Annotated in this window: 13 protein-coding genes and 1 tRNA gene; 4 read left to right on the top strand and 10 right to left on the bottom strand. The window is 66.4% G+C overall.

Translation table 11 applies throughout. The features are described from left to right. Positions 1-64 precede the first annotated feature (64 nt). Entirely contained in the window at positions 65-958 is an 894-nt protein-coding gene (locus tag ACEN98_RS09970) for an NAD(P)-dependent oxidoreductase (RefSeq protein WP_413385971.1), read from the top strand. 21 nt (positions 959-979) lie between these two features. Here ACEN98_RS09970 and ppc read toward each other — a convergent pair whose 3' ends face one another. From ppc to ACEN98_RS09950, 4 genes are all read right to left on the bottom strand, one after another. Beyond that, positions 980-3,727: a phosphoenolpyruvate carboxylase gene (ppc, locus tag ACEN98_RS09965; RefSeq protein WP_413383919.1), complete on the bottom strand. Its 2,748-nt coding sequence runs from the start codon at positions 3,725-3,727 to the stop codon at positions 980-982. Positions 3,728-3,918: 191 nt separating this feature from the next. After that, complete coding sequence (locus ACEN98_RS09960; protein WP_413383917.1) at positions 3,919-5,223, bottom strand: GGDEF domain-containing protein; 1,305 nt, start codon at positions 5,221-5,223, stop codon at positions 3,919-3,921. 131 nt (positions 5,224-5,354) lie between these two features. Next, positions 5,355-5,431, bottom strand: a tRNA-Pro gene (locus ACEN98_RS09955). Between the two features lie 71 nt (positions 5,432-5,502). Beyond that, the gene (locus ACEN98_RS09950; RefSeq protein WP_413383915.1) at positions 5,503-7,398 is read right to left on the bottom strand and encodes an MFS transporter; all 1,896 of its coding nucleotides are present in this window, start codon (positions 7,396-7,398) and stop codon (positions 5,503-5,505) included. A 394-nt stretch (positions 7,399-7,792) separates the two neighbouring features. On the opposite strand from ACEN98_RS09950, the gene ACEN98_RS09945 reads away from it, so the two are divergent. Further along, on the top strand, positions 7,793-8,095 hold the full coding sequence (locus ACEN98_RS09945; RefSeq protein ID WP_413383913.1) for a hypothetical protein: 303 nt from the start codon (positions 7,793-7,795) through the stop codon (positions 8,093-8,095). A gap of 76 nt (positions 8,096-8,171) precedes the next feature. Next, positions 8,172-9,947 (top strand): hypothetical protein, encoded by a 1,776-nt coding sequence (locus ACEN98_RS09940; protein ID WP_413383911.1) that lies wholly within the window; start codon positions 8,172-8,174, stop codon positions 9,945-9,947. Positions 9,948-9,950: 3 nt separating this feature from the next. Here ACEN98_RS09940 and ACEN98_RS09935 read toward each other — a convergent pair whose 3' ends face one another. The 6 genes from ACEN98_RS09935 to ACEN98_RS09910 form a co-directional block, all read right to left on the bottom strand. Then, the gene (locus ACEN98_RS09935) at positions 9,951-10,955 is read right to left on the bottom strand and encodes an AbrB family transcriptional regulator (protein WP_413385970.1); all 1,005 of its coding nucleotides are present in this window, start codon (positions 10,953-10,955) and stop codon (positions 9,951-9,953) included. A 26-nt stretch (positions 10,956-10,981) separates the two neighbouring features. Next, positions 10,982-12,055, bottom strand: coding sequence for an ABC transporter ATP-binding protein (locus ACEN98_RS09930; RefSeq protein ID WP_413383909.1), 1,074 nt, complete (start codon positions 12,053-12,055; stop codon positions 10,982-10,984). A 21-nt stretch (positions 12,056-12,076) separates the two neighbouring features. Continuing rightward, entirely contained in the window at positions 12,077-13,873 is a 1,797-nt protein-coding gene (locus ACEN98_RS09925; RefSeq protein WP_413340968.1) for an ABC transporter permease, read from the bottom strand. Between the two features lie 151 nt (positions 13,874-14,024). After that, positions 14,025-15,125: an ABC transporter substrate-binding protein gene (locus ACEN98_RS09920; RefSeq protein ID WP_413383907.1), complete on the bottom strand. Its 1,101-nt coding sequence runs from the start codon at positions 15,123-15,125 to the stop codon at positions 14,025-14,027. Positions 15,126-15,145: 20 nt separating this feature from the next. Next, a complete protein-coding gene (locus ACEN98_RS09915; protein ID WP_413383905.1) occupies positions 15,146-16,099 on the bottom strand; it encodes a tripartite tricarboxylate transporter substrate binding protein in 954 nt (317 codons plus the stop codon). Between the two features lie 21 nt (positions 16,100-16,120). Continuing rightward, positions 16,121-17,176, bottom strand: coding sequence for a porin (locus tag ACEN98_RS09910; RefSeq protein WP_413383903.1), 1,056 nt, complete (start codon positions 17,174-17,176; stop codon positions 16,121-16,123). A 164-nt stretch (positions 17,177-17,340) separates the two neighbouring features. On the opposite strand from ACEN98_RS09910, the gene ACEN98_RS09905 reads away from it, so the two are divergent. After that, positions 17,341-18,039 carry a response regulator gene (locus ACEN98_RS09905; RefSeq protein ID WP_413383901.1) on the top strand — a complete coding sequence of 233 codons (699 nt, stop codon included), beginning with the start codon at positions 17,341-17,343 and terminating at the stop codon, positions 18,037-18,039. Position 18,040: the final 1 nt, after the last annotated feature.

The raw sequence follows: 18,040 nt of genomic DNA, 5'->3' as shown, positions 1-18,040 counted from the left end.
TCCAAAACTTACCGATTGGGTAGTACCTGACCGGATTGTACGTACTTGACGCTTCGAATGGTACATCGGGATACTGCCGCTTCCAACACCACAGGAGGTCAGGATGAAAGACATCGCAGTGATCGGATTGGGCCAGATGGGCGCCACGCTCGCCCGGCTGTCGTTGCAGGCCGGATGGCGCGTGCATGTGTGGAACCGCACGCCGGGAAAGGCGGAAAGTCTGTCCGCCGCGGGCGCCGGCGTGGCCGCGCGGCCGGCGGACGCCGTGCGCGCGGCGGAGATCGTCGTGATGTGCGTGCACGACTACGCGGCGGCGCGGCAAATACTGGACGCGGACGGCGTCGACCTCGCGGGCAAGGTGCTCGTCCAGTTCACGACAGGCAGTCCGCGGGAGGCGCAGGATGCGGCAGCCGCGCTGGCAGCAGAAGGCGCCGGCTTCGTGGCGGGCGCGATCCAGGTCGCGCCCGAGCAGATGGGCCAGCCCGACACGACGATCCTCGTCTCGGGCGCGGAGGAACACGTCGAACGTGCGCGCGCCGTGCTCGCGGCTTATGGCGGGAATATCGTCCACCTCGGCGCCAGCCCGGCGGCCGCGGCGACGATGGACCTCGCGACCCTCTCGTTCGTCTACGGTGCGTCGCTGGGTTTCTTCCAGGGCGCCGCACTGGCGGAGCGGGAAGGACTGGACGTGCGGCGCTACGGCGCGATCGTGCACGCGCTGGCGCCGTCGTATGGCGAGTTCCTGCGGCACGAGGCCGGCGTCATCGCCTCGGGCGATTACCGCATCACGCAAAGCCCACTGTCGATCTCGGTCGATGCGACGCGCCGCATCGAGGACGCGATGCGTGCACGCGGGCTGCGCACGGAACTGCCGGCCGCGATCGCCGCGCTGCTGCGCCGGGCCGACGAGGCGGGATATGGCGGGGAAGAGTTCGCGGCGGTGGCGAAGGTGCTGTGACCTCCGCCACCGCCGTACCGGTCAACCGCTGTTGCGCAGGCCTGCCGAGATGCCGTTGATCGACATGTGCAGCCCGTTGCGGGTCGCATCGTCGTCGACGCCGGCCCGGTAGCGGCGCAGCAGCTCGACCTGCAGGTGGTTCAGCGGATCGATGTACGGCAGGCGGTTGCGCAACGAACGCTGCATTTGCGGGTTCCCGTCCAGCAGCTCGTCCTGCTCCATGATCTGCCGGAGGATCTCCACCGTGCGCGCATGCTCGGCGCTGATGGCGCCGAAGATGCGGTCGCGCAGCGCCGCGTCGGCCACGAGGCCGGCGTAGCGGCTGGCGATCGCGATGTCGCTCTTCGCCAGCACCATGTCCATGTTCGACAGCAGCGTCGTGAAGAACGGCCACGTCTTGTACATCGTGCGCAGCAGCGCGAGGCGCTCGGTGGGCGCGTCCGCGATGAAGCGTTCCACCGCCGTGCCGAAACCGTACCAGCCCGGCAGCATGAGGCGGCACTGGGCCCAGCTGAACACCCACGGGATCGCGCGCAGGTCTTCGATCGAGCGCGACTTCTTGCGCGATGCCGGACGGCTGCCGATGTTCAACGCGGCGATCTCCGTGATCACCGTCGACTCCCAGAAGTACGTTTCGAAGCCTTCCGTTTCGTACACGAGCGAACGGTAGGCACGCAGCGCTTCCGTCGACAGGCGGTCCATCGCGGCCACCTGCGCCGCGTCCGGCTGCGGCTGGTCATGCGACAGCAGGGTCGCTTCCATCGTCGCGGCGACGAGCACCTCGAGATTGCGGCGGCCCACGTCGGCGTTGGCGTACTTCGCGGTGATGACTTCGCCCTGCTCCGTCAGGCGGATGCGTCCCTGCACGGCGCCCGGCGGCTGCGCCAGGATCGCTTCGTAGCTCGGCCCGCCGCCGCGTCCCACCGAACCGCCGCGGCCGTGGAACAGCTGCAGCTTGATGCCGTGGGCGCGGAAGACGGCGATGAGTTCCAGCTCCGCCTTGTGCAGCTCCCAGCCGGACGTGACGTAGCCGCCGTCCTTGTTGCTGTCCGAGTAGCCCAGCATGACTTCCTGCAGGCGGTCGCGCGATTGCAACAGGCGCATGTAGAACGGCAGACCGAACGCCGCGGCCATGATCGCGGGACCGGCGCGCAGGTCGTCGATGGTTTCGAACAGCGGGATGATGTTGACGTCGAGCGTGCCGAGCGTCGGGTGCAGCAGGCCCGCTTCCTTCAGCAGCACAGCCACTTCCAGCAGGTCGGAGACGGAAGCCGCCTTCGAGATGATGTAGTTCGTGACGGCGGCGCGGCCGTACGTCAGGTGCGCGCGCTTGGTCTCGCTCAGGATCGCCAGCTCGGACGCCGTCTCTTCGGAATACGCCTCGAACGGCGACACGAGCAGGCGTGGCGACTGCAGTTCTTCCAGCAGCAGCGTGCAGCGCGCGGCTTCGTCCAGTGCCAGGTAATCGACGCCGGGGCGCGCCTGCGTCAGCAGTTCCGCGAGCACGCGCTCGTGCACGTCGGAGTTCTGGCGCAGGTCGACGGGCGCGAGATGGAAACCGAATACCTTCACGGCGCGGCGCAACAGGCGCAGCCGGCCGCGCGCCAGCTGGCGGGCGCCGTTGGCCACCAGCGACTCGTGGATGACGTCCAGGTCGGCCAGCAGCTCGTCGGCGCTGGCGTAGGCCACCGCATCCGGCTCATTGGCGCCGCTGACGAGCCAGTCGCGCGTCGCCACGAGGCGCGCATGCATGCCGTGCAGCGCCTGGCGGTACGGCTCGTCCTGGTGGTGCGGCGACTGGTCGGGCGTGCGCTCGGCGATGCGGTGCAGGGCTTCCGTGCTGCCGCACAGGGACTGCGCCTGCGACAGTTGCGACGCCAGCATGTGCACTTCCGGCAGGTAGAAATCCAGCGCGCGGGTCGCCTGCGCCTTCAGGGTGGCACGCAGGATGTCGGCCGTGACGAACGGGTTGCCGTCGCGGTCGCCGCCGATCCAGCTGCCCACTTTCATGAACGACGGCAGCTCCGTGTCGGCCCAGCCGGCATCCTTTTGCGCCAGCGTGTCCTCGAGGGCGCAGTACAGGCGCGGCACGCTCTTGAACATCGTATAGTCGAAGAAGGACAGGCCGTTCTCGACTTCGTCCAGCACCGACAGCTTGGTGGGGCGCAGCAGGCGCGTCTGCCACAGCGTCAGGATGGCGCGCGCGAGCGCTTCGTCGTTGTCCTGCTCTTCGTCGGGCGTCAGCTGCGTGCGGTCACGTTCGCCGATCAGGCGCGCGATCGCCATCTGGCAGTTGAGGACACTCTTGCGCTGCACCTCGGTCGGATGCGCGGTGAAGACGGGGCTCACGTGCGCGTCGTCGAAGAAGGCGCGCAGGTCGTCCATGCGGCCGGCGGCGAACACGCCGTCGACGGCGTGCGCGATGCTGCCCTTCTTCGGCGCCGAGCCGGCGGACAGGTGCGCGCGGCTGCGGCGGATGTGGTGCTGGTCTTCGGCGATGTTGGCCAGCAGCGAGAAATACGTGAAGGCGCGGATCAGCTGGGTCTTCTCGTCGGCCGAGATGTCTGCGAGGATCGCCGCCAGTTCCTCGTGCGCGCTGCCGTCCTCGTCGCGCCGGAAACCGATGCAGCTCTTGCGGACCGACTCGATGCGGTCGAACACGCCATCGCCCTCCTGGGCCCGGATCGTTTCCCCCAGCATGCGGCCGAGCTGGCGGATATCCCGCCCCAGCAACTCTTCCTTGAAGTTCCGTGCCTCTTCAACGCTCATTCAGCTCTCCAAAATGTAAATAATTTACAGAACACGCACCAGATAACCAGCGTTGGCGGGCAGATACCTTGTATAGGCCAGCCTTTATACACAGCGCGGCACGACAAATAATGCAATGTTATGAAATTTTACTACGAACATTGATCAGTTCGGTGGGTGAGGTTGAAAAAATGCTACACATGATCGTCTGGTCAGGCGATTTCCACCCGGTTGCGGCCGTTCGCTTTCGCGCGATACAACGCCCCGTCCGCCCGTTTGATCGCCGCCCCGATGTCTTCTTCGGGCTTCAGCGACGTCAGGCCGAAGGATGACGTGACGCGCAACCCGTGCGGCCAGTCCTGCGTCGCCAGCGCCGCACGCAGCTTGTCCAGCATCGTCATGGCATGCGCCACGTCGGTTTCCGGACACAGGAGCAGGAATTCCTCTCCGCCCCAGCGCACCAGCTTGTCGCTCGATCGGACTTCGCCCCGGATGACCGCGGCGAAGCGCCGCAACACCTCGTCACCGGCGTCGTGGCCATGTTGATCGTTGATCCGCTTGAAATGGTCGAGATCCATGAAGACGACCGCCATCTCCTCGTCGACGTGGCCGGCGACGTGCAAGCGTTTCATCAGCACCTCCCTGAGGCCCTGGCGGTTCAATGCGCCGGTCAGCGGGTCGGTGTGAGCCTGATTGGCGAGATCGCGCGCCTCCAGCTGCAGCGCCTTGTTGATGACGGCCAGCAGTTCAAGGCGCGCATTGCTGGCCGAGAGACTGGAGCGGACGTGCAAGAGGCTCAGCGATAGCCCGAGCAGGCCGCATCCGATCCATGCACCCACCAGCCAGGTCAGCAGCGCGGTATCCGATATCCATTTTCCGCGGAACTGGATGGACCGCAGTTCGATCGTTATCGACTGGCCAGGCGGCACCGATCCCGTCGAGATCTCCACCGCCGTGACGTTATCGAGCCGGGTATACGTTTTCTCCAGCGGCACGTCGTACGCCGTGATCCACCAGTCGGCAGTGCGCACGACGTTGACGGGAATCGTGAACGAGGCCTGCTCCGGCGCGTCGAATTCGACGGAGTTGTACCGCTGCGAATTCCAGTCGCCGACGGTGGAAAATTCCGGTTCGAAGTTCGTCAGGTGCAGCCTGATTTTTCTGCCCGACTCGCCCGAATAACGCATGTCGAACGTGACCGAATCGAACTGACTGAAATCCACGCCTTTTCCGTGCTGCCCCAAGTGGAACTGCAGCTTGCAGAATGGCCAGGCATAGCCGGCGCGCAGATCGCAGCGCATGACGAAGGCATCGTTCGCACGCACCAGCGACGCGACGGACTTGCCGTTCTCGTGACGGTCGTCGGTAACGGTCGCGCCGTAGGGCTGCCGGGGCGAGAGCTCGAAGACCCGGGTCATCCCGAAGTGCTGCCAGATCAGTAATGCGGGGGTCAGAACCAGCAATAATCCAACCAGGGACTGGACTATCGTCATTGCGCGCGCGAGTCGAGGGATCATGGCGGATCGCTGATCTATATATTCGGCGATCAATATACTGAAATCATCAAGCGGCTGCGATCATTCCCGTGCGGCAACCTCAAGAAGCGAAAAAGGCCAGCTCGAAAGCTGGCCTGACTCTTTGAATTCGTTGGTCGGGGCGAGAGGATTCGAACCTCCGACCACGTGCACCCCATGCACGTACGCTACCAGGCTGCGCTACGCCCCGACTTGGTCCAGAATTATAACAGAGGCACGCGGGATGACTAGTCTTTTTGTCACCGGGCATCATGGAGAAACTTACTTCCAATCCCCCCGTAACGCCAGGACTTCCTCGTACAACCCCTCCGGCGTCACCTGCTGCGGCGGCACCGGCCGCCCGACGGCCAGCGCCAGCTTCGAGCGCAGCCCGCGCGCGAACGAGCGCTCGAACACATTCGACGGATCGCGCGAAAACACGCTGCCCCACAGCCCGCGCAGCGCCATCGGGATCACGGGCACCTGGCTGCGCGCGACGATCTTGGCGATGCCGCCGCGGAATGCGTTCATCTCGCCCGTGCGCGTCAGTTTCCCCTCCGGGAAGATGCACACGAGTTCCCCTTCGTGCAGCGCCTGGGCGACGTCGACGAACGCCTTTTCCATCAGCCACGGGTTCTCGTGCGCCGGCGCGATCGGGATCGCCTTGCCGGTGCGGAAAATGAAGCCCAGCAGCGGCGTCTTGAAGATGCGATGGTCCATCACGAAACGGATCGGGCGCGGGCTCGCGGCCAGGATGACGATGGCGTCGACGTAGCTGACGTGGTTGCAGACGAGGACCGCGGGGCCCTCTTCCGGGATGCGCTCGACGTCCACCGTCGACACGCGGTGGATCGTGTGGATCAGCAGCCAGGCCAGGAAGCGCATCAGGAATTCCGGCACGAGCGAGAAGATGTAGATGGCGACGACGGCGTTCAGCAGCGCGGTCGTCAGGAACATCTCGGGGATGCTGAAACCGCGGCCGATCAGGAAGACCGCGACGCCGGCCGACGCCACCATGAACAGCGCATTCAGGATGTTCATGCCGGCGATGGTGCGCGAGACGTGCGCCGGATCGCAGCGCGTCTGAATCAGCGCGAACAGCGGCACGATGAAGAAGCCCCCGAACACGCCCAGCAGCAGGATGTCGGCCAGGATGCGCAGCGTGCCGTGCTGCGCCAGCACGCCGATGAAGTCGACGGACGCCGTGTTGGTATAGCCGAGGCTCGCGAAATACAGGTCGATGCCGAACAGCGAAAGGCCGATGGCGCCGAACGGCACGAGACCGATCTCCACTTTGCGGCCGGAGAGTTTTTCGCACAGCAGCGAGCCGGTGCCGATCCCCAGCGAGAAGATGGTCAGCAGCAGCACGAACACGCTGTGGTCGCCGTGCAGGTACTCCTTCGCGTACAGCGGGAATTGCGACAGCACGAGCGCGCCGTAGAACCAGAACCAGGAATTGCCCAGCATCGACAGGAACACGGTGCGGTTCTTCTTCGAGAACGCCAGGTTGCGCACGGATTCGGCGACGAAGTTCGCGCTGATCTTCAGCGCCGGCGCGGGCGCCGGCGACGCCGGGATACGCCAGCTCATGGCGAGGCCCAGCACGGCGACGGCCAGCGTCCCGAACGCGACGAGGTGCACGCCGGCGGCGCCGTGGCCGGCCAGGATCGCGCCCATCACCTCGCCCAGCAGGATGCCGACGAACGTGCCCATTTCGATGACGCCGTTGCCGCCCACGAGTTCTTCCGGCTTCAGGTGTTGCGGCAGGTAGGCGTATTTCACGGGGCCGAACAGCGTCGAATGGACGCCCATGCCGACGACCGCGGCGACGAGCAGCCACAGGTTGTGCGTGAGCCAGCCGATGGCGGCAATGGCCATGATGCCGATTTCGAGCAGCTTGACGAAGCGCGCCAGGCGGCCCTTCTCGACCTTGTCCGCGATCTGGCCGGCGGTGGCGGAGAACACGACGTACGGGAGGATGAACAGGCCCGGGATCAGGTTGTTCAGCAGCGCGGCGGGCAGCGTCGTCCACGACAGCGCGTCATAGGTCAGCACGACGAGCAGCGCCGTCTTGAACAGGTTGTCGTTGAAGGCGCCCAGGAACTGGGTCCAGAAAAACGGGCCGAAGCGGCGCTGGGTCAGCAGGGCAAACTGGCTGGTGTGGTTCGGGTGGCTCATGCTCGTCGATGCGGTATTGAACGAAGCGACAATCTACAACACAACCGCCGGCTTGAACACATGATGTTGCTCGGCGCGAATCAAGGGTCGCGGATTCCGCTACCCGCAGCGACTGGCGCGACTACCGATTCAAAAAAATTTCACAATCGGTGAGTATTGGTGAGGCTTTTGCCGGAAACGCGCACCTACAATGCGTTGCATTCACCGCATGGCCACCATAAAAACAACAGGCCATGTCGGACTTCCCTCCCCAGCCAGGCGATGCAGCGCGGTTCGATGTCCGTACCGCGCACGACAGGTGTCCGCTCGCGCGGAAACGGTCGCGCCTGTGGCCCTCCCGCGCAGGCGCGATCGATGATGTGCCCTTTCTCTTACACTCACAGGAGCGCCATTGATGAAATTTCTGTCGAACGCACCGCTCAAATCGATTGCCACCAGCGCCATCGCCTGCATGATCTTCGCCGCCCCCATCGCGGATGCCAGCGACTGCAACGGCACGTGCACGACCGCGGCCAAGCAGGCCTATACGCAGGCGGAGGCGTGGGCCTCGCAGCAGGCGGCGCAGAACTGCGGCCAGACCGCGCATTCGGCCGCGGAATTCCAGGCGTGCTACAGCGCCTCCCAGCCGTGGATCTACGCGCAGGCGAACGGTGCCTATAACTACGTGTATTCGTATTGCATGGGCCAGTGCCGGTGAGTTAATGCCAATTGAAGAGCGCCCGGCCGCGTGTGCGTCCAGGCGCATTTCCGCCAATCGATGATCCGGAGAGACAATGCTGCATGACCTCGCCAAGTACGCGCTGATGGCGGTCTGCCTGTTCTGCGCGTCCACCGCCAACGCGCAACAGGCGGTCACCATCCAGGGCCAGAAACACCCGTCCGCGTGGTTCAAGGCCGAAAGCCGGCATGTCGTGATGTACGCCGACACGACGCGCGACAGCGCCATGCTCATACTGCAGGATCTGGAGCGCCTGGATGGCCTGCTGCGTCTCTACACGAAGCCGTTTTTCAAGAGCCCGCCGAACGAATCGAAGCTCGCTTTCTACTACCGCCAGCGCAAAGGCGACCTGCGGCAGCATGCCGGCACGGTGGCCAAAGGCGCCGTCGGCCTGTACACCAGTTGCAGCGGCGGCGTGCAAGGGGTCGGCGTGGAGATCGGTGCCATGCCCGACAGCGAGACGCAGACCTATCTGTTCGAGGCCTACGCGCGCCATTTCCTGTACCACCACACCGATATCCGCGCGCCGCTGTCGTTCATCGACGGCTTCGCGCAGTACTTCGCCGCGGCCCGCTTCTCCGATGACCAGATGGTCGTCGGCCAGGCGCCGGCAGCCGTCGCGCGCTACCTGGACTTCCTGCGCAGCGGCCGCCGCTACAGCCTGACGTATGCCGACGTCCTGAACGACAACGACAGCGAAGGCCACGGCTACGCCGGCCCGGCGGGCATCAAACTGGAATTCGCGGCCCGCGCCTGGCTGCTGACCCACTTCATGCTGTCGTCGGAAGCGAACCGCACCCGCATGGCCCGCTACCTCAACCTGGCCAACGGCGGCACACCTGCGTACAAGGCGTTCGAAACGGCCTTCGGCATGAAACCGGACGAACTCGACGAGGTACTGTGGCGTTACCGCCTGAGCGACGCCAGGGTGTTGCGGATCGCAGCACCCGCCGTTCCCGTCGCCCCGATCGACATTACGGTCTTGCCCGAGTCGGTGAGCGATTACGTGACGATGGATGCGGCCCTGAAGTCGTGCCCGGGACGCGCGACGGGCGAAGCCCTGCTGCGCACGATGACAGCCAATCAGGACGGCACGCCGAACCATCCGCTGGCCCGCATGGCGCTGAGCCGCGCGCAGGTCGACTGGGGCAAGCCGCAGGATGCCTTGCCCTATCTATCCACGCAGCGCACGCCCGAGGCGCTCGAACTCCTCGGCCGCGCCTTGCTGCGACTCGCGGAGGGGCAGCAGGGCGCGGAGCGCGCCGCCACGCTGGAGACAGCGCGCCGCCACCTCGTCGACGCCGTCAATGCGGCGCCTTCGTCGGCGACGGCGGCCTATGCGTTGCTGCGCGCGGAACTGGCGTCCGGCGAGCCGCCCACCACCACCGCGCCGACAGCGGCCCGGCTGGCATGGGACAATGGACGCGAGGTCGGCGAGTACGCCCGCAGCGCGGCGCTCATGTTTGCGTACGCCGGCGACCACGCGAAGTCACGCGAAGCCTTCAACGTGTTGATCCGCAACCGGCGCGACCCGGCGCTGGCCGCCTGGGCCACCGAATGGAATGCACACATGGTGGCCGGTGTCGACAGCGCCGCCGTGCTGGCAGAATTGCGCCGCGCGCCGGCGTCCGATGCCGCGTTCCGCCAATGGACCGTCGCCGGCAACGTCACGATGGAAAACGTGGCCCGCGCAGCTGGCCTCGCCGATTTGCGCGACTACCTGGATGGCCAGAAAAACCGGGGCGGCTCGCCGGCGGCGGCCCAGCAGCAAGCCGAGCTCCAGCACCAGACCGAATCCCTGACGATCGACCCCTGGATCGACGTGCCGTGACGATCAGGCGATGCGCGTCCACACCCGGTACAGCGGCGCTATCCCCAGCACGACCACCACCATGCGCGCGACGTGGAACGCCGTCACGACGGGCACGCCGAGGTGCAGCACGCGCGCGGTCAGCGCCATCTCCGCGATGCCGCCCGGCGACGTGGCCAGCACCATCGTCCCCGGATGCAGGCCGGTCACCGCCGCCACGCAGAACGCGAACAGGCCCGCCAGCAGCAACGTGAGCGCCGTGCACGCGGCCACGCTGGCGAGGAAGCGCGGCGCCGTGTGCACGAACGCCGGCGTGAAGCGGGTGCCGAGCGAGACGCCGATGAACAGCTGGCCCGTGCGGATCATCCACTCCGGTAGGCGCGACAGCTGCACGCCGGCCGCCGTCATCATCAGCGCCACGACCAGCGGGCCGATCACCCAGGCGTTCGGCACGCGCAGGCGTTTCAGCGCCAGCGCGGCGCAGCTGGTAACGGCGATGAGCACGCACAGGCCGGCCGCATCGACCCGGCCGGCGAGCGGCACGAACGCATCGAGGCCGTTGCCCCAGCCGTGGGCCGCGAACCAGCGCACGGCGAAGGGGATCGTACCGACGACCATCATGATGCGCAGGCTGTGCGCGGCCGCCACGCGTTCGACCACGGCACCGTGGCGCTCCGCCTGCACGGCCATCTCGGAGGCGCCGCCGACGGCCATCGCGAAGAACGCCGTCGCGGCGTCGCTGCCGGACAGCCGGCGCAGCAGCGCGCCGCCCGCCATGCCGAGGCAGATCGCGAAGGAGACGGCCAACAGGATCCAGCCCAGGTGCCGCGCCAGCACCGCCAGCACGGGCGCGCTGAAGTACAGGCCCAGCGCGGTGCCGATGGCCCACTGCCCCGCCTCGCGCGCCTGCACGGGGGCGGAGAGGCGCGCGCCCAGCATGCAGGCGATCGCCGTCGAGAACAGCGGGCCGATCATCCACGGCAGCGGCGTGTCGAGGAAGATGCACAGTTGCGCCGCCGTGAAGGCCAGCGCAAGTGCGGGGAGGAACGTCCTGATCAGAACACCCAGAGCTTCTCGGCCGGCATCTCGAGCCAGTACTGGCCCGGATCGACGCGGTACTTCGAGTACGCGCGCACGCTCGAATTACCGTGCTTGAACAGGCATTCCCACCGGTCGCCCAGGTACATGCAGGTGGACAGCGGCAGCTGGATGCCGTTGTCGACGGGCGTGCGGCCGATGCGCACCTCCTCCACGCGGATCAGCGCCGACGCTTCCACGTCCGGATTCGATGCGCCGCTGCCGCGCGCCGTCGCGTTCAGCGCCATGCCTTCGACCTGCAGGCGCGCGGCGCCGCCGTTGCGCGCCACGACGCGCGCCGGCAGGCGGTTGTTACTGCCCATGAATTCCGCGGTGAACAGCGTGTCCGGCGACTCGTACATCGATTGCGGCGTACCCTGCTGCTCGATCTTGCCGTTGTTGAGCAGGAGGATGCGGTCCGAGATCGCCATCGCCTCGGCCTGGTCGTGCGTGACCATCAGCGCCGACAGGCCCAGGCGCACGATCAGCTCGCGCAGGAACGCACGGGCTTCCTCGCGCAGCTTGGCGTCCAGGTTCGACAGCGGTTCGTCGAGCAGGATCACGGGCGGGTTGTAGACGAGCGCGCGGGCGATCGCCACGCGCTGCTGCTGGCCGCCGGAGAGCTGGTGCGGGAAGCGTTCGCCCAGGTGGCCGAGGCCCAGTTGCGCGAGCACTTCGCGTACCTTCGGTTCGATGTCGCGCGCGGCCATCTTGCGCAGCTTGAGGCCGTAGGCGACGTTGTCGAACACGGTCTTGTGCGGCCACAGCGCGTACGACTGGAACACGAGGCCCAGGTTGCGCGCTTCCGCCGGCAGTTCGAGTTTTTTACTGCCGTCGTACACGCGGCGCTCGCCGATGTCGATCGTGCCGGCTTTCGGGCTTTCCAGGCCGGCCACGGCGCGCAGCAGCGTGGTCTTGCCGCTGCCCGAGGGGCCCAGCAGCGCCACCACTTCGCCGCGCTGCAAATGCATCGACACGCCCTTCAGGATCGGGTTGGCGGTGGCGCCGCTGCCGTAGTCGAGGTGCAGGTCGTTGACGGTCAAAACGTTCATGATGTTTGTCTCGCGATTGATTTAGTTATGCAGCTTGACGCCGAAGCGCAGCGCGATCCCGAGGCCGATGGCCACGAGCGTGATGTTGATGAACGAGAGCGCGGCCACGAGGTCCGTCGAGCCGCCGGCCCACAGCGACACGAGCATCGCGCCAATCACCTCGGTGCCGGGCGACAGCAGGTACACGCCCGTCGAGTATTCGCGTTCGAAGATCAGGAACACCATCAGCCAGGCGCCCAGCATGCCGAACTTGATCAGCGGGAGCGTCACGTCGCGGGTCACGCGGCCGCGGCTGGCGCCCACGGCGCGTGCCGCCTCTTCCAGTTCCGGGCCCACCTGCAGCAGCGACGTCGACACGAGGCGCATGCCGTAGGCGAGCCACACGACGGAGTACGCGAGCCACAGCGCGAAGATCGTCGAGCGCATCTGGCGCAGCGCCGGGATGAAGTGCTCCGACAGCCACGCGGCCACGCCGTTGTCCATGCCGTGCAGGATGCCGTCCAGCCAGCTCGGCACGAACAGGAACACCCACAGGAACGACAGGCCGGCCAGCAGGCCCGGCACGGCGCGCGGCACGAGGACGCTGTAGTCCAGCAGGCGCGTGATGCCGTCGTTCTTGCGGTGCATGGCCAGCGCGATCGCGGTGTAGCAGGCCACGGCCAGCGCGCCGCCGATCACGCCGATCAGGATCGTGTTGACGATGCCGCGCACGAGCGACGGCTGTTCGAAGATGTCGCGGAAGTGCTGCAGGGTGAGCACGTCGGCCAGCTTCACGCCCTCGCCCCAGTACTGGACGAACGAGCGCAGCACGATGCCGGTCAGCGGCAGCACGATGGTGACGGCGATCCACGTGCCCAGCACGGCGAAGGCCACCCACTTCCACTTGCCCAGCGCGAGCGGTTTCTGGCGCGCGCCCTTGCCCTTGATGGACACGTATTTGTTGGCCGACTTCAGGAGCCAGCGCTGCAGCATCACGAGCGGCATCGTCACGGCGACGAGGCAGACGGCGACGGCGGCCATCAGGTGGTACGACGGCGTGCCCAGTTTGTTGGTCAGCTTGTACAGGTAAGTCGCCAGCACGAGGTGGCCTTCCGGGTCGCCCAGCACGAGCACGAGGCCGAACACTTCGAAGCCGAGGAAGAACACGAGCACGCCCGCATACGCGAGGGCCGGCATGATCATCGGCAGCGACACGTTGAACATCACCTGCCACGGCGACGCGCCCGAGACGCGCGCCGCTTCCTCCACGTCGGAGCCGAGGCTCTTCAGCGCGGACGAGGCGTACAGGTACACGTGCGGCACGTGCGTGAGGCCGGCGATGACGACGATGCTCGTGAACGAGTACACGTTCCACGGCACGAAGCCCAGTAGGTCGTGCGCCCACGTCGAGTAGAAGCCGACCGGGCCCATGGCGACGACGTAGCCGAAGCCCATCACCATCGGCGACACGAAGATCGGCACGAGCAGCAGCGGCGCGACGATGCCGCGGCCCGGCAGGTCGGTGCGGACCATCAGGAAGGCGAGCATGCCGCCCAGCGGCACGGCGATGGCGGCGAGACCGGCGGCCAGGATGAGGCCGTTCTTGAAGGCGAGCCAGAAGTCGCTGTCGTCGAAGATGAAGCGGTACGCGTCCAGGCCGAGCATCTTGTCGGGCATGAAGAACGGCGCCGTCAGGAAGCTCTGGTAGAAGATGAGGTACAGCGGCAGGAAGATGGCCACGCAGGTGAGCAGCACGACGATGCCGCGCGTCCAGTTGAAGCGCGGCGCGCGCACGGCCGGCAGGCTGCCGGCGTCGGCGCCCTTGGATTCCAGTGGCATGGTTGAAGTAGGCATGGGAGTGTCCGATCGATGTAGAGCCTATGGTCATCACCACCGTCGTCCCCGCGCAGGCGGGGACCCAATTTTTTGAGCGGACCAGGACACTCACTTGGGTTCCCGCCTCCGCGGGAACGACGGTTTTAAGGCTGCCTTACTTTTTACCCGCAGTAGCCTTCCACTCCTTCAGGAACGCCAGGCGCAGCGCCGGATCCAGGTATTCCCCGACGGCCGGGCTGACCGGCAGCGGCTTGATGTTCTTCTCGCCGACCATCTTGATCAGGTCAGTGGACGTCGTTTCGCCGGTAACGTCGGCGCGGATCGCGTACAACTTGGAGGCATTGGCGATGATGGTCTGGCCGCGGTGCGACAGCATGTAGTCGATCCACAGCTTCGACGCGTTCGGGTGCCTGGACATCTTGTTGATGAACTGGACGCGCGAGATGATCAGGGTGTAGTCCTTCGGCAGCACGACGCCCAGCGACGGATCGTTCTTGGCGCGCACGAGCGCATACGAACCCATCACGTTGTAGCCGATCAGGTTTTCGCCCGACGAGATCCGCTCCAGCATGGTGCCGGTCGACGACTGCACGCGCACCCTGGCCGCGCCGAACGCCTGTTCCAGCTGCTTGTATTGCGGGAAGGCGCGCGCATCCTGCGTCATGAACATGAAGCCGACGCCGGATTTCTCGATGTCGTAGGTGGTGACCTTGTCCTGGAATTTCGGCTGCTGGATGATGCGCACGAAATCGGCGTGCGTCTGCGGGACTTCCTCGGGCTTCAGCAGGCGCTTGTTGTAGACGAAGGCGGCCGGCTCGAACGTGGTGCCGTAGGCGATGTCCTTCCAGACGGCCCAGCCGGGGATCTTCGCCGCTTCGACCGATTTATAGGGCAGCGCATAGCCGCCGGCGGCCAGTTTCATCTGCAGGTCCATCGCCGAGGACCACAGCACGTCGGCCGTGTCGCCGCCGGCCGCGTTCTCGGAGAAGAAGCGGTTGTAGACTTCGGTCGAGTTCATGTCGTTGTACTCGACCGTGATGCCCGGGTACATCGACTTGAAATCGCTGATCAGCGGTTCGGCGGCCTTGCTGTCGGTGGCGCCGTAGATCACCAGCTTGCCTTCCTTCCTGGCGGCGTCGATCAGTTGCTGGTAGCTGGCCGGGTAGCCTGCCGGGGCCTGCGCCAGCACCGGTGCGGCGAATGCGAAAATGGCGGCGGCAAAGGTGGTCGCAAATGCGGTCTTCTTGAAATTCATGGTTGTCTCCTGGGGTGTTGTCAGTGTTCGCGGACCAGGTTGAATTCCCTGGCCTGTCGGTTGTAATCGTTGATGGCCTGCTTGACCCAGCGCGTGAGCGCGTCGCCCGTGAGCGAGAACGGGTACAGGCCGGCCTGGCTGCGCAAAGCCGCGAAATCGGGGGTGGCCTGCACGCGGGCGAAGGCGTCGACCCAGCGGCGGTAGTCGGCATCCGGCACGCCGGGGCCCATCCATACGCCGCGGATCACGGGCCACACGATGTCGTAGCCCTGCTCGCGCGCCGTCGGCACGGACGCCAGCACACCGGCCAGGCGCTTCTCGGCCAGCACGGCCAGCACGCGCACCTTGCCCGGTCCGGCATACAGCGCCGCTTCGGATGCGTCGCCCGAGATCACCTGCACGTAGTTGGCGCTCATCGCCGTGAACGTCTCGCCGCCGCCTTCCAGCGCGACGAAGCGCAGGCGCCGCGGTTCGATGCCGGCGCGGCGCGCCAGCAGCGCCACCTTCATCCAGTCCTGGCTGCCGATGGTGCCGGACACGCCGATCAGGACCTGCTGCGGATTCTTGCGGATCGCGTCCATCAGCTCGTCCAGGCTATGCCACGGCGCGTCGGAACGCACCGCGATCATGCCGTAGTCGACGCCGAGCGCCGCGACCCAGCGCACGTCTGCAGCAAGCGCCTTGCCGAATTTTCCTTCGGCGAGATTCAGCAGCGAACCGCCCGAGAACGCGACGAGCGTGTCAGGCTCGGCGCGCCGCTGCGACACGAGCGTGTGCCACGCGACGGCGCCGATCCCGCCCGGCAGGTAGGCCAGTTTCAGCTTCGTGTCCGGCAAGGCCTTCTGGGCCAGCTTGCAGGTCAGGTCCATGGCGCCGCCCGGTTTGGACGGCACCACGCATTCGGCGTTGGCGCTGGCCGCCGCCGCTGCCGCGGACAGTGCCGCGGCGGTAAGGATCGAGATGGCGCGCTTCATGATGTTGCGGCCAGGGGTCGGTCAGAACCGGTACTGGATGCCGGTGGTGACGCCGGTCTGCGTCGACCCGAAGCCCGGATCGTCGCGCGACAGGCCCACGAGCTGGCCGTGGTCGGCCTTGGCATGCGCCACCGACGCGTACAGCCAGACGCGCTTGGACAGCGAGTACATGGCGCGACCCACGAGCATCGTCGGATCCGCGTCCTTCGCGGACGGCAGGTTCTTCGTGTTGACATGGTAGACGGCGCCCGTCAGGGTCCACGGATAGGCGGCCCAGGTGGCGCCGGCCCAGTACGTGTCGCCGCGCACGTCCGGCGTGGCGGCCTTGCCCGACTGGAGCTTGTAGCCGCGCATGCCGGCCTGGTAGGTCATCGGACCCGCCTTGTACAGGGCGCCCAGGTGGAAGGCCGTCGTCTTGTCGCGGTCGCCGGTGGCGGCGAGCGTGTTGCCGTTGATTTGTTCGTACGACGCCATCACGCCGACCGGGCCGCCGAACCAGGAACCGCCGACGGCGTACTTGCGGCCATCGGCCGCGTTGCCGGCCTGCTCGCCCATGCCGACGGTGGCGCCGTAGGTGAAGCCGCCCGTGGTGCCGGTGTACTTGATCAGGTTGTCGAACGCCGTCGTCATGCCGTACTTGGACGGGCCGGTGGCGTTGCTCGACGTCGCCCACGAATAGTTGGGCGCGAAGCCCATCGGGTCGAACTTGATGACCAGGTCATAGGTCGTCGTGAACGAGCGGCCGATGATCACGCGGCCGAAGCCGCCTTCGAGGCCGACGTTGGCCTGGCGCTTGAACAGGTTGCCGTCCTGGGCGCCGGTGTCGAGCATGACGCCGCCTTCCAGGTTGAAGATGGCTTTCAGGCCGCCACCCAGGTCTTCGCTGCCGCGGAAGCCCCAGCGCGACGTGTTCTTGCCGCCCGAGACGACGCGCACCTGGCTGGCGTCGCTGGCGGATGCGTGGTTCACGTATTCGACGCCGGCATCCACGATGCCGTAGACCTGGACATTGGTCTGGGCGGATGCGTTCAGGGAAAGCGCTGCCAGGACGGCGAGCGCGAGGGCCGATTTCTTCATATTGTCTCCGTTGTTGTCATCAAGGCGGTCGTGTGCCGCTTCGTGAGACCAAGGATAGGTCCGCCAACCTTTCAATCAGCTTTCACTGAACCTTTCAATGTCGGGTGTTGTGGAAATCACTTACCCATGAAGACACGGCGCGTTCCGTGGCTTACACTGGCGCGATGCGAATCCTGTTAGTCGAAGACCACGTCGAGCTGTCGCACTGGGTATCCAAAGCCCTGCGCGACGCCAATCTCACCGTCGAATGCGCGGCCACCGGCGCCGACGCCGACGCGCTGCTGCACACCCAGGACTACGCGCTCGTGATCCTGGACCTGACCCTGCCCCGCATGGACGGCCTGGAAGTGCTGCGCCGCCTGCGGGCGCGCGGCGGTACGCGCGGGCGCACGCCCGTGATGATCCTGACGGCGCGCGGCGGCCTGGAAGAACGGGTGCAGGGCCTGAACCTGGGCGCGGACGATTACCTCGCCAAGCCGTTCGAACTGGCCGAACTGGAAGCGCGCGTGAAGGCGCTGCTGCGCCGGAGCGTCGGCAACGAGGCGCTCGTGCACACGTGCGGACAGCTCAGCTTCGACACCGTCGCGCGCATGTTCACCTACGGCGGCGAGCCGCTGGCGCTGACGCCGCGCGAACACGCCGTGCTGGAAGCGCTGATCTCGCGCCCGGGCCGCGCCGTGTCGAAGGAAAAGCTGTTCGACGAAGTGTTCGCGCTGGACGACGACGCCAACCTCGACGCCATCGAACTGTACATCCACCGCGTGCGCAAGAAGCTGGACAAGCGCCCGGACGGCGGCGCCGCGATCGCCACCCTGCGCGGCATCGGCTACCTGCTGCAGGAACGGCCGCCGGCCGCGTCCTGAG

The sequence above is a fragment of the Massilia sp. CT11-137 genome (assembly GCF_047302885.1).
Lineage (GTDB): Bacteria > Pseudomonadota > Gammaproteobacteria > Burkholderiales > Burkholderiaceae_D > Telluria > Telluria orientalis.
The sequence above is the reverse complement of the archived record's forward strand: the minus strand, read 5'-3'. Positions and strand labels throughout refer to the sequence as shown.

What these genes read in the sequence shown, in the direction of transcription:
- ACEN98_RS09945 (WP_413383913.1), top strand. Translation starts at nt 7,793, where the DNA reads ATGAAATTTCTGTCGAACGCACCGCTCAAATCGATTGCCACCAGCGCC.
- ACEN98_RS09920 (WP_413383907.1), bottom strand. Translation starts at nt 15,125, where the DNA reads ATGAATTTCAAGAAGACCGCATTTGCGACCACCTTTGCCGCCGCCATT.
- ACEN98_RS09950 (WP_413383915.1), bottom strand. Translation starts at nt 7,398, where the DNA reads ATGAGCCACCCGAACCACACCAGCCAGTTTGCCCTGCTGACCCAGCGC.
- ACEN98_RS09925 (WP_413340968.1), bottom strand. Translation starts at nt 13,873, where the DNA reads ATGCCACTGGAATCCAAGGGCGCCGACGCCGGCAGCCTGCCGGCCGTG.
- ACEN98_RS09940 (WP_413383911.1), top strand. Translation starts at nt 8,172, where the DNA reads ATGCTGCATGACCTCGCCAAGTACGCGCTGATGGCGGTCTGCCTGTTC.
- ACEN98_RS09960 (WP_413383917.1), bottom strand. Translation starts at nt 5,223, where the DNA reads ATGATCCCTCGACTCGCGCGCGCAATGACGATAGTCCAGTCCCTGGTT.
- ACEN98_RS09915 (WP_413383905.1), bottom strand. Translation starts at nt 16,099, where the DNA reads ATGAAGCGCGCCATCTCGATCCTTACCGCCGCGGCACTGTCCGCGGCA.
- ACEN98_RS09930 (WP_413383909.1), bottom strand. Translation starts at nt 12,055, where the DNA reads ATGAACGTTTTGACCGTCAACGACCTGCACCTCGACTACGGCAGCGGC.
- ACEN98_RS09905 (WP_413383901.1), top strand. Translation starts at nt 17,341, where the DNA reads ATGCGAATCCTGTTAGTCGAAGACCACGTCGAGCTGTCGCACTGGGTA.
- ppc (WP_413383919.1), bottom strand. Translation starts at nt 3,727, where the DNA reads ATGAGCGTTGAAGAGGCACGGAACTTCAAGGAAGAGTTGCTGGGGCGG.
- ACEN98_RS09910 (WP_413383903.1), bottom strand. Translation starts at nt 17,176, where the DNA reads ATGAAGAAATCGGCCCTCGCGCTCGCCGTCCTGGCAGCGCTTTCCCTG.